The sequence below is a fragment of the Mixta mediterraneensis genome, from assembly GCF_014946725.1.
Classification (GTDB): domain Bacteria; phylum Pseudomonadota; class Gammaproteobacteria; order Enterobacterales; family Enterobacteriaceae; genus Pantoea; species Pantoea mediterraneensis.
This window is the reverse complement of record NZ_JACFXY010000001.1, coordinates 66,651-83,099: the sequence shown is the minus strand read 5'-3', so window position 1 is coordinate 83,099 and position 16,449 is coordinate 66,651. Positions and strand designations below refer to the sequence as shown.

Genomic DNA, 16,449 nt, shown 5'->3' with positions numbered 1-16,449 from the left:
GTAATGAATGATCAAACGATTCGTGATGTGCTGACACGCACGCAACGCATTGCGCTGGTGGGTGCCAGCGATCGACCGGAACGTCCGGGTCACGTTGTAATGAAATATCTGCTTGCGCAAGGTTACGAAGTGGTTCCGGTTAACCCTAAACTGGCGGGAAAAACCTTATTAGGCCAAACCGCATATGCCAGCCTGGCTGATATTCCGGGCAAGGTGGATATGGTAGATGTGTTTCGCAATTCTGAAGCCGCGTGGGGCGTAACGCAGGAAGCTATTGCCATTGGTGCGAAAACGCTGTGGCTACAGTTAGGGGTGATTAATGAGCAGGCTGCAGTATTGGCGCAGGATGCAGGCATGACCGTGATAATGGATCGCTGCCCTAAAATCGAAATTCCACGACTGGGAATTTCACCAAAGCATGCATAAAAAAGTGGCGGCATTGTAGTCTGCCGCCACTGATTAATGCCGTAAGTGCGGCGCCTGTAATTGTTGACGCACCGATGCGGCGAGTTCATCTAAGGAAGGTTGTTCCGGGTGTTCAACGCTGGTCTCACCGGAAAGCTGAATTTCTGCGACATACGTATGTACCCGATCGCCATCTTCATCTTCCATCACCACGTGATACCACGGCGCGCTGCGCATTTTTTCTGCTGCGCCCACCTCATCTAACTTTGGTTCATCTAACGAATATTCTGGATCGACATCAACAATGACGCCTAATACACCAGAAAGACGATGACGAACCTGCTGACCAATCCCAAATTTACTGGCAATCATTATGACCTCCAAAAAAAACTGCCCTGTGATCAATATGGCGTCACGAGCTGTTTTTTCAAGTCACATTACGCGGCAAGCGAAACCTTTCAGGTAAAGTCCTTCGGGATAACTGGCGATAACGGGGTGGTCGGCCGCCTGGCGGAACTGTTCAATAAACTGTACTTCACGGCCTGCATCAATGGCAGCATCAGCAATGATTTTTTGGAACAGATCGGTTGCCATTAAACCTGAACAGGAAAACGTGAGCAGAACCCCACCAGGGTTCAGTAACTGAATCGCCAGCATATTAATGTCTTTATAACCGCGACAGGCGCCCATCAGCTGGCTTTTATTCTCAACGAATTTGGGGGGATCCATCACGATCAAATCAAATTTTTCACCACTGTCACGGTAACGACGAAGCAGTTTGAATACATCATCACGCTGAAATTGCGCGCGCGACACGTCAAGCCCGTTCAGCTCAACGTTTTGGCGAGCGACATCCAGCGCATCCTGTGATGTATCTACGCTGATGACCTGGCTGCAGCCTCCCATCAAAGCGGAAACGGCGAACCCTCCCGTATAGGAGAAACAGTTGAGCACACGGGCATTTTGTGAATAGCGGCGCGTTGCCAGGCGACTGTCACGCTGATCAAGGTAATAACCGGTTTTATGGCCGCCCTGAATATCAACCAGCAATTTCATGCCATGTTCATTAATGGGCAGAAGAGGCGGGGGCAATTCACCGGTGACAGGGCCTTGTGACAGTTCCAGCCCCTCTTTTTTGCGAACTGCAACATCGGAACGATCGTAAATGGCACACTCAGGAAAACATTGCTGTAAGGCAGTAATAATGGCAGGGCGCTGATATTCAGCACCGGCGGATAGCAACTGCAGTACCAGGAAATGGCCAAAACGATCGATAGTCACGCTAGGTAAACCGTCTGATTCCCCGGCTATCAAGCGGTAGCTGTCCAGCCCGTCTCGCTCAGCGAGCCATTTACGCCATTGCTGCGCTTGTTCAAAGCGACGAACAAAAAAAGCAATGTCGATGGACTCATCCTGCTGCCAGCTCCAGACGCGGGCGCGAATCTGCGACTGCGGTGACCAGGCGGCGCGAGCCAACCAGTTACCGTTGCTGTCACAAACATCAATGGTTTCACCCTGTTGCGCTTTACCTTCCATACGTGCGACTGCACCGGAAAAAACCCAGGGATGACGACGGAGCAGGGATTTTTCACGTCCCTTCGCGAGAATCAATCGAACTGTCATAGTTTGCTATGCTTACCTGAAAAAATGAGGCGCCATTGTCCGGTGGATAACGGAAAAATGCAACGAACAGCAGCAGGAGTAAATAATGTCAGCAGCCTGTTTTAAAGCATGGGTACATGGTCAGGTTCAGGGCGTCGGGTTTCGCTACAGCGCACAAATGCAGGCCAGACAACTCGGCGTACTGGGTTATGCGAAAAACCTTGAAGATGGTAGTGTGGAGGTGTTGGCTTACGGTGAACCTCAACAGGTAGAAGCCCTGATCGACTGGTTAAAAGCGGGTGGGCCGCGCAGCGCGCATGTTGATAACGTGCTGGTTGAAGCTCACCAACCGGCGCAGGTGCCACATAGCTTCACCACCGGCTGATCACAGACATTTGGCTGGTTTAGGCAAACCGGCAATTTTAGTTGCTTGTTTAGCTGGACCTTCCGGGAACAGGCGAAACAGATAGCGACTGTTGCCTTTTTCCTCGCCATATTTTTGCGCCATGGCTTTCACCAGCATACGCACCGCAGGCGACGTGTTGAACTCTCTATAAAAGTTGCGAACAAAGTGCACCACTTCCCAATGGGCATCGGTCATTTCGATGCCTTCCAGCCCGGCAATCTTTGCCGCCAGTGCTTCGTTCCAGTCGTTTTGATTTTTTAAATAGCCTTCGGCGTCAACTGCAATCTGGATACCGTTAAAATCCACGTTATTTCCTCACAAAAGATCACGGCGCATTTTACCAAATTACATCGGCATAAAAAATAAAACCCCGCCGAGCGGGGTTTCGTTACAGTCTGCCACAAATGGGGGTTTAGTTGCTGCGGGCGAAACCCAGCAGGCTTAGCAGGCTGACAAAGATATTATATAGCGACACGTACAGGCTCACGGTTGCACGAATGTAATTGGTTTCACCGCCATGGATAATATTACTGGTTTCCCACAAAATTGCGCCGGTGGAGAACAGAATAAACAGGGCGCTAATCGCCAGCTGCAGTGCAGGCAGTTGCAGAAAGATATTGGCGACGACAGCCACTAACAGCACCACGAAGCCGGCCATCATCATACCGCCAAGGAAGGACATATCCCGGCGGGTAGTTAATACATAAGCCGAACAGCAGAAGAACACCAGTGCGGTTCCGCCCAGCGCCAGCGCAATCACATCGCCCATGCCAGCGGTCAGAAACGTACTAAGAATCGGGCCAAGGCAATAACCCAGAAAGCCGGTAAATGCGAAAGCAGCCAGGATGCCCGTTGGGCTATTCGCCAGGCGATAGGTCAGAAACATCAATCCGTAGAAGCCGACCAGCATTAAGATCAAACCCGGAGCCGGTAAGCCCAGCATCGTGCTGGCCGTTGCGGTCACTGCGGAGAAAGCCAGTGTCAGGCCCAGAAGGAAATACGTGTTACGTAGAACTCTGTGTGTATTCAGCAGCGATTGCTGCGATGAAGAAGATATTATTCTGTCCATGTTGCGCTCCTGTCAGCAGAACACCAAATATGCGCTGAGAATACGCAGTGCCATAAAGTGGGAAAAGGCGTTTTACCCTTCTTTACGCGTAAAGATGCTAATTATTTGAGCAGAATGATGAATTTGGCGACGAAAAAATACTATTTGGCTGTTTTTCAGCCGAACGAATTGAGCCGGGCTTTACATCTTACAGGGGGATGTTTATAGTGCGCCTCATTGCGGAGGGGTGGCCGAGCGGCTTAAGGCAGCGGTCTTGAAAACCGCCGATGGGAAACCATCCGAGAGTTCGAATCTCTCCTCCTCCGCCACTTCATCAGCGTAATGCGATGAAATGGCAAAAATATGACCTATAACGTTTTTGCCGCAGTAACAGTTTCAAAACGGAGGGGTGGCCGAGCGGCTTAAGGCAGCGGTCTTGAAAACCGCCGATGGGAAACCATCCGAGAGTTCGAATCTCTCCTCCTCCGCCACATTTTACAGGCCAGCATTCGTGCTGGCCTGTTTCGTTTCTGCTTTTCCCTTCAGGGATTCTGAAAAGTATCCTATGGCTTTTCAATCTGCTGTCTTGTCTGCAATTCCCATTAGCAACTCTGCTATAGTCCATTAACTGTTTTTACAATCATTTGGCGCTTTTCCGAGGCGAGCTGAGTTACACTGTGCAGCACTTCGCTTCAGGCGAGCTAATCGGTTGATAGCCTGAGTGTTTCTTTACTGAATAAATGGAATAGGCACAATGATCAAGAAACTGAGTCTTTGCGCATTGTCGGTGCTCGCAGCATTACCGATTGGGGCAGTGGCACAAGCCGCTGACGGAGGTATGCAACTTCAGCAGGTGCTGATGGTGAGCCGACACAATTTACGCGCGCCGCTGGCAGATAATGGCAGCGTACTGGAGCAGGCGACCCGGAAAAAATGGCCGCAATGGGATGTGCCAGGCGGACAGCTCACTACCAAAGGTGGCGTGCTGGAAATCTACATGGGCAATTACACTCGCCAATGGCTGGCGCAACAAGGTTTGGTGAAAAACGATAGCTGTCCAGAGAGCGATAATATTTTTGTTTACGCTAACAGCCTGCAGCGCACCGTAGCCACCGCCCAGTTCTTTGTTAATGGCGCTTTCCCTGGTTGTGATATTGCGGTTACGCATCAGGACGCAATGGGCACCATGGATCCAGTCTTTAATCCTGTCGTCACTGACGGTAGCGATGCATTTAATAAAAAAGCGCTGGCCGCAATGGCCGCTGCCAATGAAAAACTGGCGTTAAAGCCCGCTTTGCAGCGTCTGGAAAAGATCATTGATTACAAATCTGCGCCCGCCTGCAATAGCAAGAAACAGTGTGATTTAAGCAACGCAGAGAATACGTTTACCGCTGACAACGGTAAGGAACCCAATGTTAGCGGCCCACTGAAAGTGGGTAACTCATTGATGGATGCTTTCACACTGCAATATTACGAAGGTTTCCCGCTGGATCAGGTTGCGTGGGGCCAAATCAAAACGCCTGAACAGTGGAAAGAATTGTCAGCGATTAAAAATGGTTACCAGGATACGTTATTTACCAGCTCAGACGTTGCGCGTGAAGTCGCTGCACCGCTGGTGGATTACATCCGCAGTCAGTTAGTCGATCAGGATAAAGCCAACGCGCCGAAAGTGACCTTAATGGTGGGGCATGACTCGAATATTGCTTCGCTGCTAAGTGCGTTGCAGGTTAAGCCGTACGCGCTGCCAGACACCTACGAAAAGACGCCTATTGGCGGTCAGGTGGTATTTGAGCGCTGGCACGATGGCAAAAATGATAAAGACCTGCTGAAGGTTGAGTACGTTTATCAAACCGCCGATCAGTTGCGTGACGGGGATGTCCTGAGCCTGAAAAACCCACCTAAGCGCGTAACGCTACAGCTGGCGGGCTGCCAGTCTGACGCGAATGGCTACTGTGCGTGGGATCAATTTGCTCAGGTTCTGAATAGTGCGCTGCAAGGTACACCTATGCAGCCGCCAGTACCGCAACCGGCCGCACAGCCTGCTGCCGATGCACAGTCAGCAGATAATCAGGCGCAAGCCGGGAACGATCAGGTGGCGGCTGACAACGTAGCCACACAGAAGGCGGCTGAGGCTAAAGCGACAGAAGAGAAGGCCAAAACAGATAAAGCTGCTGCTGACAAGGCCGCAACAGCCAAAGCTGCTGCGCAAAAAGCGTCTGATGCAAAAGCAGAAGACGAAAAGGCTAAAGCAGATAAAGCTGCTGCTGACAAAGTTGCAGCCGATAAAGCTGCCGCCAAAAAAGCAGCTGAGGCTAAGGCCGCAGAAGAGAAGGATAAAGCTGACAAAGCTAAAGCGGACGCAGATAAAACCGCAGCAGGGAAAGCGTCAGCTGCAGAAAGTAACAGCAATAAGGCTGCGCAGCCAGCCACCGCGAATTAATTCCGCGCTAATAAAAAACCCCGTCACGACGGGGTTTTTTATGTCCGTAAATCTGCATGGCCGTTAACAGGCAATCACTACCAGTTTCTGATTGGCAAACTCTTTAATGCCCAGGTCAGCAAGTTCGCGTCCGTAGCCTGAACGTTTCACGCCACCGAAGGGCAGCTCGGCTGAAGTATCACTTTGCGAGTTGATAAATACCATGCCCGTTTCGATTGCTGAAGCCAGCTTACGACCGCGATCGATGTCCCTGGTCCAGACTGAACCCCCCAGGCCGTAACGAGAGTCATTGGCAAGCGCTATCGCTGCGTTATCATCGCCAACGACGTAAACCTGTGCCACCGGGCCGAAAAACTCCTGATAGTATGCCGGGTTCTCGGGTTTAATCCCGGTCAGTATGGTTGGCTGATAATAGTAGCCCACGCCAGCAACCACTTTGCCGCCGATGAGCAGTTTCGCACCATGAGCAACGGCTTCATTAACCTGTTTCGCCAGACGCTCGCGTGCATCGCTTGAGGACAGCGGGCCGAGCAAGGTTTTTTCATCCAGCGGATCGCCGGGCGTTGCTGCTGAAAGCGCTGCACTGAATTTTTCGATGAAATGATCAGCGATCTTTTCATGCAGAATAAAGCGCTTCGCAGCAGTACAAACCTGGCCACAGTTGCTGATTCGCGCCTGCACGCCCTGACGTACCGCCTCATCAATATCTGCATCGTCCATCACAATAAATACGTCATTACCGCCAAGTTCCAGCGTGGACTTTTTCAGATGCTTACCGGCTTGCTCAGCCACTGCGCTACCCGCACGTTCAGACCCCGTCAGCGCCACGCCCTTAACACGATCATCGGCGATCAACCCGGCAACCTGATCGGTGGAAATAAACAGATTGGTCCATGCTCCGTCTGGCGCGCCCGCTTCTTTTACCAGCTTCTCAAAAACGTCAGCGCAATGCGGGACGATATTGGCATGTTTTGCCAGCACTGGATTACCTAATGCCAGATTCGGTGCCAGCACGCGCATAAGCTGGTAATAAGGAAAGTTCCACGGCTCAACAGCGACCAGCACGCCAATCGGATGAAACTCTACCCAGGCCTCGCCCACCTCGCCTGGATAAGACTGTGGTTTAAGGAGGCATTCGGCATTTTCTGCATAATAACGCGCAATTTGAGCGCAAAGTTTTACTTCGCTGCGACTTTGGCCAATCAGCTTGCCCATCTCTGTACTGGCAATGATAGCCAGCTCTTCGGCCCGGCTATCAATTAACCCGGCCAGTTTTTTTAGCACCTGCACACGCGGCTGAATATCCCCTTTGCTCCAGCGTGAATGGAACAGGCGATCGGCCACATCCAGCGCCTGGCTTACTGCCGTCGCGTCGTGGGAAGGCCAGCTTTTCAGCAACTGGTTATTCGCAGGATTAATGCTTTGATAGGAAGACATACAGCGCTCCATAATCAGTTATCTAAAAGATAAAGGCGGGAAAGTCCCGCCTTAGAATTAAACGTTCTTACGTTCTACCGGCTTGTCGTCCCAGGTCAGGACATCTTCATCGGTTTTATCAAAGGCACGGAACAGGACTTCATCATTGCCTTGCTGACGCCAAATTTCTTCTGCAAGTTTTTCGTCGTAATTCGCCACTTCAAAAATAGCCTCGGCGATTTCAGGTGAGGTGTGACGCAGGCTGGCCCACTCGCCAACGTGATGTGCTTTTGCTTGGTCGGTCGCCATAGTGATCTCCTTGAGTGAAATCCAGTATGAATTCAGTTCGTCAGTTTTGCTGCCAGCCCGGCAACGTGTTCACCCTGAAAGCGGGCGATATTCAGTTCCACTTCTGTGGGCTGGCGTGAGCCGTCGCCGCCAGCCAGGGTGGTCGCGCCATAAGGCGTACCGCCGCGCACTTGCGATATATCGAACAGCTCTTTCGTACCGTAGCCAATCGGGACAATCACCATGCCGTGATGCGCTAACGTGGTCCAGACTGAAGTAATCGTTTGTTCTTGCCCGCCGCCAGTGCCAGTAGAAGAAAAGACGCTGGCTATTTTTCCGAACAAGGCACCGGAAGCCCAGAGTCCGCCCGTGCGATCCCAAAAGGTGCGCATCTGGCCCGACATATTGCCGAAGCGGGTTGGCGTGCCAACGATAATGGCATCGTACTGCGGAAGGATTTCTGGGGTAGCTTCTGCGGAAGCCTGCTGGGTTTTCCCGCCAACCTGGGCAAAGAGTTCTGCATCCATGGTTTCTGGCACACGCAAAATATCGACTTCTGTACCAGGAACCTTGCGGGCGCCTTCAGCAACTGCATTCGCCATCGTTTCTATATGTCCATACATTGAGTAATAAAGCACCAGAATCTTGGCCATTCATCTCTCCCTTCGGTTATTTAGCGTACCAAAAGTATAGAAGAGCTTTATTAGGCTGCGAATTTGTCGCGTATACGAAGACGTTTCCAGGCCCGGTAATCAGCCGGTAAAGGACCAAAAGGGGATTAAATGTTCGATAATCAGGCAAACTGGCAGCGGATTATCTGTTGCCAAATGTAACGGTTGGCAGGGTAGGGGCAAAACTGGCTAAGCTTTAACCATGATTGCGAAACGGGCAATCAGCCGGATTTACTCAAACGCGGGTAAATATTCATAAACTATTGCGATTTTACAACCGGAGCACACTATGGCAACACATCGTGGAGGTTCAGGAAATTTCGCCGAAAACCGGGAGCGTGCGGCCGAAGCCGGACGCAAAGGCGGCAAAAACAGCGGCGGTAATTTTAAAAATGATCCGCAACGGGCTGCACGTGCCGGGGAAAAGGGAGGACGTAGCAGTAATAAGAAAACCGCTGACGCTTAATGGTGCTCTCTGCCGCCGGTGAATTCCGGCGGCTAACGTTATTGCTTTTCTCTGTTCCGCTTCGCAAAATGACGCCCGAATCCATTGTCAGGTGAATTATGTCGGACGCCAGCCGCCGTTTATCCTTGCGTCTCTCGCGCCAGGAAATGATATTAATCCTTATTACTATGATCTGGGGCGGCACCTTTTTGGTGGTGCATCGTGCTGTGCAATATTCCGGGCCGTTTTTCTTTGTCGGCCTGCGTTTTGCCACAGCAGCCCTATTGCTGGCTTTCTTTTTCCGTCGTTATCTGGCAGCAATGACCTTGACGGAAATCAAAGCCGGTTCGCTGATAGGGGTTGCGATTGCGGGTGGCTATGGCCTGCAAACCTGGGGAATGCAGACCATTTCCAGCAGCCAGTCAGCGTTTCTTACTGCGTTATATGTGCCGGTAGTGCCGTTATTACAGTGGCTGTTTTTGCGCCGTCCGCCGGGTCTGATGGCCTGGCTGGGCATTCTACTGGCTTTTAGTGGTTTGATGTTGGTGGCAGGCCCCCAGGAAGGGCGCATTAGCCTGAACGCTGGTGAAATTGCCACCTTACTGAGCACGCTGGCGATTGCCGCCGAAATCATTCTGATTAGCCGTTACGCCGGCAAAGTGGATATTCGTCGCGTTACGCTGATTCAGCTCGCCGTCGCATCGCTATGCGCCTTCTGTTTTATGGTGCCCAACGGCGAATCGATCCCAACGCTTTCCCTGCCGCTGCTGTTTAGCGCGTTAGGCTTAGGGGCCGCCAGCGCCTTAATTCAGGTCACGATGAATTGGGCGCAGCGCAGCGTTTCACCGACACGGGCTACGGTGATCTATGCGGGTGAACCGGTGTGGGCGGGCGTTGTGGGTCGGGTTGCCGGAGAGCGTTTGCCAGCTGCAGCGCTGCTGGGTGGGGCATTGATAGTTTGTGGTGTCATCGTCAGCGAATTGCGGTTTAAGCGCAAAAAAGCGGAGCAGCCAGTAACCACACCGCTTGAGTAGTTAACTATCCTGGCGCGCTACCTTATTTTCTGTCAACGTCGTGCTGCGACGACGCAGAACGGCATTAAGAATAATTGCGCCAAAAGTAGCGGTGCCAATGCCGCCCAACGTAAATTGTCCAATTTTTAGCGTGAAGTCGCCCGCGCCAAGCACCAGTGTCGTCGCGACCATAATCAGATTGCCGTTCTGGCTGAAATCGACGTGGTTTTGTACCCAGATACGTGCGCCTGCCACAGCAATCAGGTAATGCTCCCAACTTACTGATTTAGTGTATGATGGTGATTTTGAGGTGCTTGCGTGGCTTCCATTTCCATCAGATGTCCTTCCTGCTCCGCTACTGAAGGCGTGGTGCGTAACGGCAAAAGCACTGCCGGACATCAGCGCTATCTCTGCTCTCATTGCCGTAAAACATGGCAACTACAGTTCACTTACACCGCCTCTCAGCCCGGTACGCACCAGACAATCATTGATATGGCCATGAATGGCGTCGGATGTCGCGCCAGTGCACGCATTATGGGCATTGGCCTCAACACGGTTTTACGTCACTTAAAAAACTCAGGCCGCAGTCGGTAACCTCGCGCATACAACCGGGCAGTGATGTGATTGTCTGCGCTGAAATGGACGAACAGTGGGGCTACGTCGGTGCTAAATCACGTCAGCGCTGGCTGTTTTACGCGTATGACAGGATACGGAGGACGGTTGTGGCACACGTCTTCGGTGAACGCACTCTGGCCACACTGGAGCGTCTTCTGAGCCTGCTGTCGGCCTTTGAGGTCGTGGTATGGATGACGGATGGCTGGCCGCTGTATGAATCACGCCTGAAGGGAAAGCTGCACGTTATCAGCAAGCGTTACACTCAGCGCATTGAGCGACATAACCTGAATCTGAGACAACATCTGGCAAGGCTGGGACGGAAGTCACTGTCGTTCTCAAAATCGGTGGAGCTGCATGACAAGGTCATCGGACATTATCTGAACATAAAACACTATCAGTAAGTTGGAGTCATTACCGAAAATCGATTTTTAGCTTTAACGGCTGCATCACAATTAAAGCAGCTGTTACAGAACTATACCGAATCATTAGGATTTGATTGCTTTGCTTTTCTGATCCAGCATCCGGTGCCTTTTACCCGGCCACGTTTTCATTTGCACAGCACTTATCCCGAATTATGGGTGAAGCATTACGAACAGCAGAATTACTTTGCTGTTGATCCGGTTCTGATCTTTTGTCAGCGACCGGGTAGAGGACTAGAATGGACAGCCGATCTGTTTACCGACGCGGGAAATCTATGGGCAGAAGCGGGCGGGTTTGGCTTGCTCAGCGGCTTTTCTTGTTCTGCCATGGCACTAAATCGCGCCATTGGTATATTATCTGTATCATCACACCAACCGCTGATCACGCAGCATCGCCACACAGAACTGGAAGTAAAACTACACTTTCTGGCGGAGCTGAGTTTACGTGTATTAGAACGTTTAGGTGATGAGGCGATGCTGGTCCTGAAAAATGATTTTAGCCAGCGTGAACTGGAAATTTTAAAATGGACCGCCGAAGGTAAAACCTCGGTTGAAATTTCACTTATTTTATCCATTTCCGAACATACAGTGAATTTTCACCAAAAGAATATGCAAAAACGTTTCAATGTTTCCAATAAAACGCAGATTGCCTGTTATGCAGCGGCAATTGGACTGATTTAATTAAACACAACTACCAATTTTAGTAGTTCCCTCGTTTAAGTCAGTTGTCTACCCTGCGCCAGTGCGTTGCCAGGCTGGCGCAAAGAAATCATTGTAAACATGGGGATGTTAAAGGCGCATGATGAAAATAATTCAAACGCAATTAAAGGATATGCCATCCTCTTTGCTTGCCGAATTAGGCAGCTACCGTTACAGCGTTTTTGCTCGCGGCGAAGGGTGGTCGATTCCGCCTCGTTTAAGCACGCCGGGTCAGGAATATGACCGTTATGATCGCTCAGATGTGACCTGGTTAATTGCCTGGAATGCGCGTGCAGGAATTTGTGGCTGCGCACGTTTAATGCCGTGGTATGAGCCTGAACAAAATGAAGGCATTGTTCTGCCGTTCAGTCACGAAAAAGTGTGGGAAATGTCGCGCTATTCAGCAAGGCTGGAAGCCGACCCAGAATTACCGCTGAATATTCTCTGGCATGCCGTGCAGCTGGCTGAGCTTAACGGAAGAGAATATATTATTAGCTCGGCGACGCCGATGCTGGAAAAAATGTTTGAACAGCATCAGGTCGCTTACGATCCGCTGACGCCGGGTTTGATTCAGTCAGAAGATAATCTCTTCGCGATCCGCATTCCGGTGAGTCAACCTGCGTTGGCTGAAAAGTATCGCGGTACGCGTCGTTTTAGCCCGGAAGAAGTGCTGCCTTCACTGGGCGTTTCGGTTAACTGGCAATCATACAATTGAGGCTTTGCCCCCAACGCGGGGGCAAAGTCCGCCTACTGGCGGTAAGCGGTTTTAATCTGTTTTATGGTATTGCTGAACACTTCGGCCTGCGGTTTATCGCCAAGCGTCTGAACATAACGTTCCATATTGATAATTACTTTCCCGGCATCTGCCTGGCCCATTCCTTTCAGAATTAGAGTCACCATCATCTTCAGGCAGGCTACTTCGTCAGCCAGTTTCTGTGTCTCCTGCGAGGTAGCAAAATCTTCGTCGCTCATAAATTCTCCTTGTTGATTGACTACGTGTCGGCAATCTGCCCGCACAACAGTGGGGGAGTATATCACAGTGCAAATGACGAGAAGGTGTTCCCGCTTCGCTTATTCCTGCCGGGCACTTAAACCAGAAGTATTTATCAATGTCGCCGCACAATCATTTAGTTTGACTGGAAGAGTAATAAAGCACAGCGATTAACTCCCTGGCTGGCTTTTATTTTTATTTAATTGAAAAATAAATATTTTTTAATTAAAAAGTTCAACAAATTATGAAAGGAAAACTGTTTTATCTCTACGTTATTGTTGGTTTGATGTAAATCAGGAAATAGCGTTACCCTTTCGCTTTGTTGATGTGCTTTTAAGTTAAAAGCAGGTATGATTGCTGTTTGTTATCGTTAATTACTTCCTCTTTATTTAGCCTGCGGAGTGTTTCTCGTTGATCAGTGTGCTGCTTGTTGATGACCATGAACTGGTCCGCGCCGGTATTCGCCGCATTTTGGAAGATATTAAAGGTCTGATGATTGCGGGCGAAGCCTGCTGTGGCGAAGATGCGGTGAAATGGTGTCGCACGCATCAGGTTGACGTTATTCTGATGGATATGAATATGCCCGGTATTGGCGGGCTGGAAGCGACGCGAAAAATCGTGCGCTATAATCCCGACATCAAAATCATCATGTTGACCATTCACACCGAAAATCCACTGCCGGCAAAAGTGATGCAGGCTGGCGCCGCCGGTTACCTGAGCAAAGGCGCTGCGCCGCAGGAAGTGGTCAATGCCATTCGTTCAGTCAACGCCGGCCAGCGCTATATTGCGTCTGATATTGCACAGCAGATGGCATTAAGCCAGATTGAACCGCAAAAAACCGAATCCCCCTTTAGCTGTTTGTCGGAAAGGGAATTGCAGATTATGCTGATGATCACCAAAGGACAAAAGGTGACAGAAATTTCCGAGCAGCTAAATCTCAGTCCTAAAACCGTTAACAGTTATCGTTACCGTATGTTCAGCAAACTGAATATCAGCGGTGATGTAGAGTTAACGCATCTGGCCATTCGACATGGCCTGTTCAATGCGGAGCCGTTAATCAGTAGTGAATGACGTTTTTAATGCCAAAGCCTTTCTGAGTACAGTAACCAGCAAGCCCGGCGTCTATCGTATGTATGACGCCTCGGGAACCGTGATCTATGTCGGCAAAGCCAAAGACCTGAAAAAGCGTCTTACCAGCTATTTTCGTCGCCAGGTTGGCAGCCGTAAAACCGAAGCGCTGGTGAGTAATATCCAGCATATCGATGTCACCGTAACCCACACTGAAACCGAAGCGCTGCTGCTGGAGCATAATTACATCAAGCTCTATCAGCCGCGTTATAACGTGCTGCTGCGTGACGATAAATCTTATCCCTATATTTTCCTGAGCAGCGATACCCATCCACGCCTGGCGATGCATCGCGGCGCTAAACATGCAAAAGGCGAATATTTCGGTCCGTTTCCAAACGGTTATGCCGTGCGCGAAACGCTGGCACTGTTGCAAAAAGTTTTTCCTGTACGCCAGTGTGAGAACAGCGTCTACCGCAACCGCTCACGTCCTTGTCTGCAATATCAGATCGGTCGTTGCCTTGGCCCGTGCGTTGCTGGCTTAGTCAGTGAGGAAGAGTATGCGCAGCAAACGGATTATGTGCGGCTGTTTCTGGCTGGTAAAGACGATCAGGTACTTAACCTGTTGGTGAAACGAATGGAAGAGGCAAGCATGGGTCTGCGCTTTGAGGAGGCGGCCCGGCTACGCGATCAAATCCAGGCCGTCCGGCGTATCACTGAGAAGCAGTTTGTCTCCAATCAGGGGGATGATCTCGACGTGATAGGCGTGGCTTACGACGCAGGCATGGCATGTTTGCACGTGCTGTTTATTCGCCAGGGCAAAGTATTAGGCAGCCGTAGCTACTTTCCCAAAGTCCCTGTGGATACGGATCTGGCAGAGGTGGTGCAAACGTTTGTCGGACAGTTCTACCTGCAAGGTAGTGAGGCGCGTACCTTGCCGGGCGAAATTTTGCTCGATTTTACTTTGCCAGAGCGTGAACTGCTGGCGGAATCACTGAGTGAACTGGCGGGACGCCGCGTCAATATTCAGAGTAAACCGCGCGGTGACCGTGCCCGTTATCTGAAACTGGCTCGTACTAATGCCGCTACGGCATTAACGACGCGGTTATCGCAGCACTCGACGATTCAGCAACGTCTGAAAGCACTGGCGACGTTTCTTGAACTCGACAAAATCAGCCGGATGGAGTGTTTCGACATCAGCCATACCATGGGGGAGCAGACTATCGCGTCCTGCGTGGTCTTTGATCAAAATGGGCCGTTGCGCGCGGATTACCGACGCTACAATATCAGCGACATTACGCCTGGCGATGATTATGCCGCAATGAATCAGGTGCTACGCCGTCGCTATGGTAAAGCGATTGAAGAAGACAAAATTCCCGACGTGATCCTGATTGATGGGGGCAAAGGACAGCTGGCGCAGGCCAGGCAGGTATTTGCCGAACTGGACGTGCCATGGGATAAATCACGCCCTGTTTTATTAGGCGTGGCGAAAGGTAGCGATCGCAAAGCCGGACTGGAAACGCTGTTCTTTGAACCGGAAGGCGAGGGTGTTTCATTGCCGCCAGATGCGCCAGCGCTACATGTTATTCAGCATATTCGTGATGACGCTCACAATCATGCAATTTCGGGCCACCGAAAAAAACGGGCGAAAGTAAAGAACACCAGCGCACTGGAAAGTATCGAAGGGGTGGGACCGAAACGGCGTCAGCAACTGCTTAAATACATGGGCGGCTTGCAGCCTTTGATGAATGCCTCGGTGGAAGAAATCGCCAATGTACCCGGCATATCCTTCGCTTTAGCGGAAAAAATCTACTATTCGTTGAAACACTAGCATTGAAACGGGGTGGGCAATGTAGGAACATACGTTAAATTCTACCCATTCCAGACAGTTACCGGCATATGCAATTTAACATACCGACGTGTCTCACCCTGTTTCGTGTTGTCCTCATTCCGTTCTTTGTACTGGCTTTCTATTTGCCGTTTTACTGGGCGCCGTTTGTTACCGCATTGATTTTTGTTATTGCCGCTGTCACTGACTGGTTTGATGGTTTTCTTGCCCGTCGCTGGAAGCAGACCACACGCTTTGGGGCCTTTCTCGATCCGGTGGCTGATAAAGTGATGGTTGCGATGGCGCTGGTGTTAGTGGCTGAATATTTTCATTCCTGGTGGATTACATTGCCTGCCGCAACCATGATCGCGCGTGAAATTATTATCTCGGCTTTGCGTGAATGGATGGCCGAAATTGGCAAGCGCAGTAGCGTGGCTGTGTCCTGGATTGGCAAAGTGAAAACCACCGCCCAAATGTTCTCGTTATTTGCGTTGTTATGGCGTCCTGACAGCACGGTGGTCGGCGTTGGCGTGGTCGCATTATACATTGCAGCCGTGCTGACTTTCTGGTCAATGTTTCAGTATCTGAGCGCGGCGCGTGGCGATTTCCTCGAACGGTGATCGATGCGATTTAAAAAGCAGCAAACGGACGCGGAGTCAGGATAATTTTATTGACTCATTGCGTCAGGTCAGTAGAATGCATCGCATCGAACGGCAGCGTGTCTGCCAGAAGATAAATAAAATCAGCGGGTTTGAAGAAATCGCTGAGATTTGCGGGAATAGCTCAGTTGGTAGAGCACGACCTTGCCAAGGTCGGGGTCGCGAGTTCGAGTCTCGTTTCCCGCTCCAAATTTGCAAGTCAGGATAACCTGACGGCACATCAGTTTAAGGCGCGTTGGCAGAGTGGCTATGCAGCGGATTGCAAATCCGTGTACCTCGGTTCGACTCCGGGACGCGCCTCCAGTTATACCCTGCCCGGGTGGTGAAATCGGTAGACACAAGGGATTTAAAATCCCTCGGCTGTAAGGCTGTGCGGGTTCAAGTCCCGCCCCGGGCACCATATTTAAAGCCGAATAAAAACAAGCTGTTAGTAATGTCG

At 50.8% G+C, this 16,449-nt stretch carries 19 protein-coding genes, 5 tRNA genes and 1 pseudogene; 16 read left to right on the top strand and 9 right to left on the bottom strand.

Going from position 1 to position 16,449, the window contains the following annotated elements; all coding sequences use genetic code 11:
* Nucleotides 1–3 precede the first annotated feature (3 nt).
* Nucleotides 4–426 carry a CoA-binding protein gene (locus H2P46_RS00505; protein ID WP_193403265.1) on the top strand — a complete coding sequence of 141 codons (423 nt, stop codon included), beginning with the start codon at nucleotides 4–6 and terminating at the stop codon, nucleotides 424–426.
* A 33-nt stretch (nucleotides 427–459) separates the two neighbouring features.
* Here H2P46_RS00505 and hspQ read toward each other — a convergent pair whose 3' ends face one another.
* Together hspQ and rlmI are read right to left on the bottom strand one after the other, a co-directional pair.
* Nucleotides 460–777: a heat shock protein HspQ gene (hspQ, locus tag H2P46_RS00500; protein ID WP_193403264.1), complete on the bottom strand. Its 318-nt coding sequence runs from the start codon at nucleotides 775–777 to the stop codon at nucleotides 460–462.
* A gap of 60 nt (nucleotides 778–837) precedes the next feature.
* Nucleotides 838–2,028: a 23S rRNA (cytosine(1962)-C(5))-methyltransferase RlmI gene (gene rlmI / locus H2P46_RS00495; RefSeq protein ID WP_193403263.1), complete on the bottom strand. Its 1,191-nt coding sequence runs from the start codon at nucleotides 2,026–2,028 to the stop codon at nucleotides 838–840.
* 85 nt (nucleotides 2,029–2,113) lie between these two features.
* Here rlmI and yccX point away from each other — a divergent pair, with 85 nt between their 5' ends.
* On the top strand, nucleotides 2,114–2,392 hold the full coding sequence (gene yccX, locus H2P46_RS00490; protein ID WP_193403262.1) for an acylphosphatase: 279 nt from the start codon (nucleotides 2,114–2,116) through the stop codon (nucleotides 2,390–2,392).
* Here yccX and H2P46_RS00485 read toward each other — a convergent pair whose 3' ends face one another.
* On the bottom strand, nucleotides 2,393–2,719 hold the full coding sequence (locus H2P46_RS00485) for a TusE/DsrC/DsvC family sulfur relay protein (protein WP_193403261.1): 327 nt from the start codon (nucleotides 2,717–2,719) through the stop codon (nucleotides 2,393–2,395).
* Nucleotides 2,720–2,825: 106 nt separating this feature from the next.
* Entirely contained in the window at nucleotides 2,826–3,482 is a 657-nt protein-coding gene (yccA, locus tag H2P46_RS00480; protein ID WP_193403260.1) for an FtsH protease modulator YccA, read from the bottom strand.
* Between the two features lie 220 nt (nucleotides 3,483–3,702).
* Here yccA and H2P46_RS00475 point away from each other — a divergent pair.
* The 3 genes from H2P46_RS00475 (at nucleotide 3,703) to agp (ending at nucleotide 5,901) form a co-directional block, all read left to right on the top strand.
* Nucleotides 3,703–3,790, top strand: a tRNA-Ser gene (locus H2P46_RS00475).
* A gap of 74 nt (nucleotides 3,791–3,864) precedes the next feature.
* Nucleotides 3,865–3,952, top strand: a tRNA-Ser gene (locus H2P46_RS00470).
* A gap of 263 nt (nucleotides 3,953–4,215) precedes the next feature.
* Nucleotides 4,216–5,901, top strand: a complete 1,686-nt coding sequence (agp, locus tag H2P46_RS00465; protein ID WP_193403259.1) for a bifunctional glucose-1-phosphatase/inositol phosphatase — start codon at nucleotides 4,216–4,218, stop codon at nucleotides 5,899–5,901.
* Between the two features lie 63 nt (nucleotides 5,902–5,964).
* Here agp and H2P46_RS00460 read toward each other — a convergent pair whose 3' ends face one another.
* From H2P46_RS00460 to wrbA, 3 genes are read right to left on the bottom strand one after another with little or no spacing between them, the layout of a single operon-like run.
* Nucleotides 5,965–7,338, bottom strand: a complete 1,374-nt coding sequence (locus tag H2P46_RS00460) for an NAD-dependent succinate-semialdehyde dehydrogenase (protein WP_193403258.1) — start codon at nucleotides 7,336–7,338, stop codon at nucleotides 5,965–5,967.
* A 57-nt stretch (nucleotides 7,339–7,395) separates the two neighbouring features.
* A complete protein-coding gene (locus tag H2P46_RS00455; protein ID WP_193403257.1) occupies nucleotides 7,396–7,626 on the bottom strand; it encodes a YccJ family protein in 231 nt (76 codons plus the stop codon).
* 32 nt (nucleotides 7,627–7,658) lie between these two features.
* Nucleotides 7,659–8,258 (bottom strand): NAD(P)H:quinone oxidoreductase, encoded by a 600-nt coding sequence (gene wrbA / locus H2P46_RS00450; RefSeq protein WP_193403256.1) that lies wholly within the window; start codon nucleotides 8,256–8,258, stop codon nucleotides 7,659–7,661.
* 307 nt (nucleotides 8,259–8,565) lie between these two features.
* On the opposite strand from wrbA, the gene H2P46_RS00445 reads away from it, so the two are divergent.
* Both H2P46_RS00445 and H2P46_RS00440 read left to right on the top strand, forming a co-directional pair.
* A complete protein-coding gene (locus tag H2P46_RS00445) occupies nucleotides 8,566–8,742 on the top strand; it encodes a con-10 family general stress protein (protein ID WP_193403255.1) in 177 nt (58 codons plus the stop codon).
* Between the two features lie 98 nt (nucleotides 8,743–8,840).
* Nucleotides 8,841–9,755, top strand: a complete 915-nt coding sequence (locus H2P46_RS00440; protein WP_193403254.1) for a DMT family transporter — start codon at nucleotides 8,841–8,843, stop codon at nucleotides 9,753–9,755.
* On the opposite strand, the pseudogene H2P46_RS00435 reads toward H2P46_RS00440, so the two are convergent.
* Nucleotides 9,756–9,998 (bottom strand): annotated as a pseudogene (locus H2P46_RS00435) (pyrimidine utilization transport protein G); the annotation flags it as partial.
* Between the two features lie 54 nt (nucleotides 9,999–10,052).
* On the opposite strand from H2P46_RS00435, the gene H2P46_RS00430 reads away from it, so the two are divergent.
* The 3 genes from H2P46_RS00430 (at nucleotide 10,053) to H2P46_RS00420 (ending at nucleotide 12,182) form a co-directional block, all read left to right on the top strand.
* A protein-coding gene (locus H2P46_RS00430) for an IS1 family transposase (protein WP_239952247.1) occupies nucleotides 10,053–10,750 on the top strand; the annotation gives its coding sequence in 2 pieces (ribosomal slippage) (nucleotides 10,053–10,302 and nucleotides 10,302–10,750; 699 coding nt in all).
* 9 nt (nucleotides 10,751–10,759) lie between these two features.
* The gene (sdiA, locus tag H2P46_RS00425) at nucleotides 10,760–11,449 is read left to right on the top strand and encodes an autoinducer binding domain-containing protein (protein WP_193403912.1); all 690 of its coding nucleotides are present in this window, start codon (nucleotides 10,760–10,762) and stop codon (nucleotides 11,447–11,449) included.
* Between the two features lie 121 nt (nucleotides 11,450–11,570).
* The gene (locus H2P46_RS00420; RefSeq protein WP_193403913.1) at nucleotides 11,571–12,182 is read left to right on the top strand and encodes an acyl-homoserine-lactone synthase; all 612 of its coding nucleotides are present in this window, start codon (nucleotides 11,571–11,573) and stop codon (nucleotides 12,180–12,182) included.
* Between the two features lie 32 nt (nucleotides 12,183–12,214).
* Here the strand turns inward: H2P46_RS00420 and H2P46_RS00415 are convergent, their stop codons facing one another.
* The gene (locus tag H2P46_RS00415) at nucleotides 12,215–12,439 is read right to left on the bottom strand and encodes a DUF2594 family protein (RefSeq protein WP_193403253.1); all 225 of its coding nucleotides are present in this window, start codon (nucleotides 12,437–12,439) and stop codon (nucleotides 12,215–12,217) included.
* Between the two features lie 430 nt (nucleotides 12,440–12,869).
* Here H2P46_RS00415 and uvrY point away from each other — a divergent pair, with 430 nt between their 5' ends.
* The 6 genes from uvrY (at nucleotide 12,870) to H2P46_RS00385 (ending at nucleotide 16,410) form a co-directional block, all read left to right on the top strand.
* The gene (gene uvrY / locus H2P46_RS00410) at nucleotides 12,870–13,529 is read left to right on the top strand and encodes a UvrY/SirA/GacA family response regulator transcription factor (RefSeq protein WP_193403252.1); all 660 of its coding nucleotides are present in this window, start codon (nucleotides 12,870–12,872) and stop codon (nucleotides 13,527–13,529) included.
* Nucleotides 13,522–15,354 carry an excinuclease ABC subunit UvrC gene (uvrC, locus tag H2P46_RS00405; RefSeq protein WP_193403251.1) on the top strand — a complete coding sequence of 611 codons (1,833 nt, stop codon included), beginning with the start codon at nucleotides 13,522–13,524 and terminating at the stop codon, nucleotides 15,352–15,354. Before uvrY ends, uvrC begins: the two co-directional genes overlap by 8 nt.
* 68 nt (nucleotides 15,355–15,422) lie before the next feature.
* Nucleotides 15,423–15,971 carry a CDP-diacylglycerol--glycerol-3-phosphate 3-phosphatidyltransferase gene (gene pgsA / locus H2P46_RS00400; protein ID WP_193403250.1) on the top strand — a complete coding sequence of 183 codons (549 nt, stop codon included), beginning with the start codon at nucleotides 15,423–15,425 and terminating at the stop codon, nucleotides 15,969–15,971.
* A 152-nt stretch (nucleotides 15,972–16,123) separates the two neighbouring features.
* A tRNA-Gly gene (locus H2P46_RS00395) sits at nucleotides 16,124–16,199 on the top strand.
* A gap of 40 nt (nucleotides 16,200–16,239) precedes the next feature.
* Nucleotides 16,240–16,313: transfer RNA gene (locus H2P46_RS00390), tRNA-Cys, on the top strand.
* A gap of 10 nt (nucleotides 16,314–16,323) precedes the next feature.
* Nucleotides 16,324–16,410, top strand: a tRNA-Leu gene (locus tag H2P46_RS00385).
* The last annotated feature ends 39 nt before the right edge of the window (nucleotides 16,411–16,449 follow it).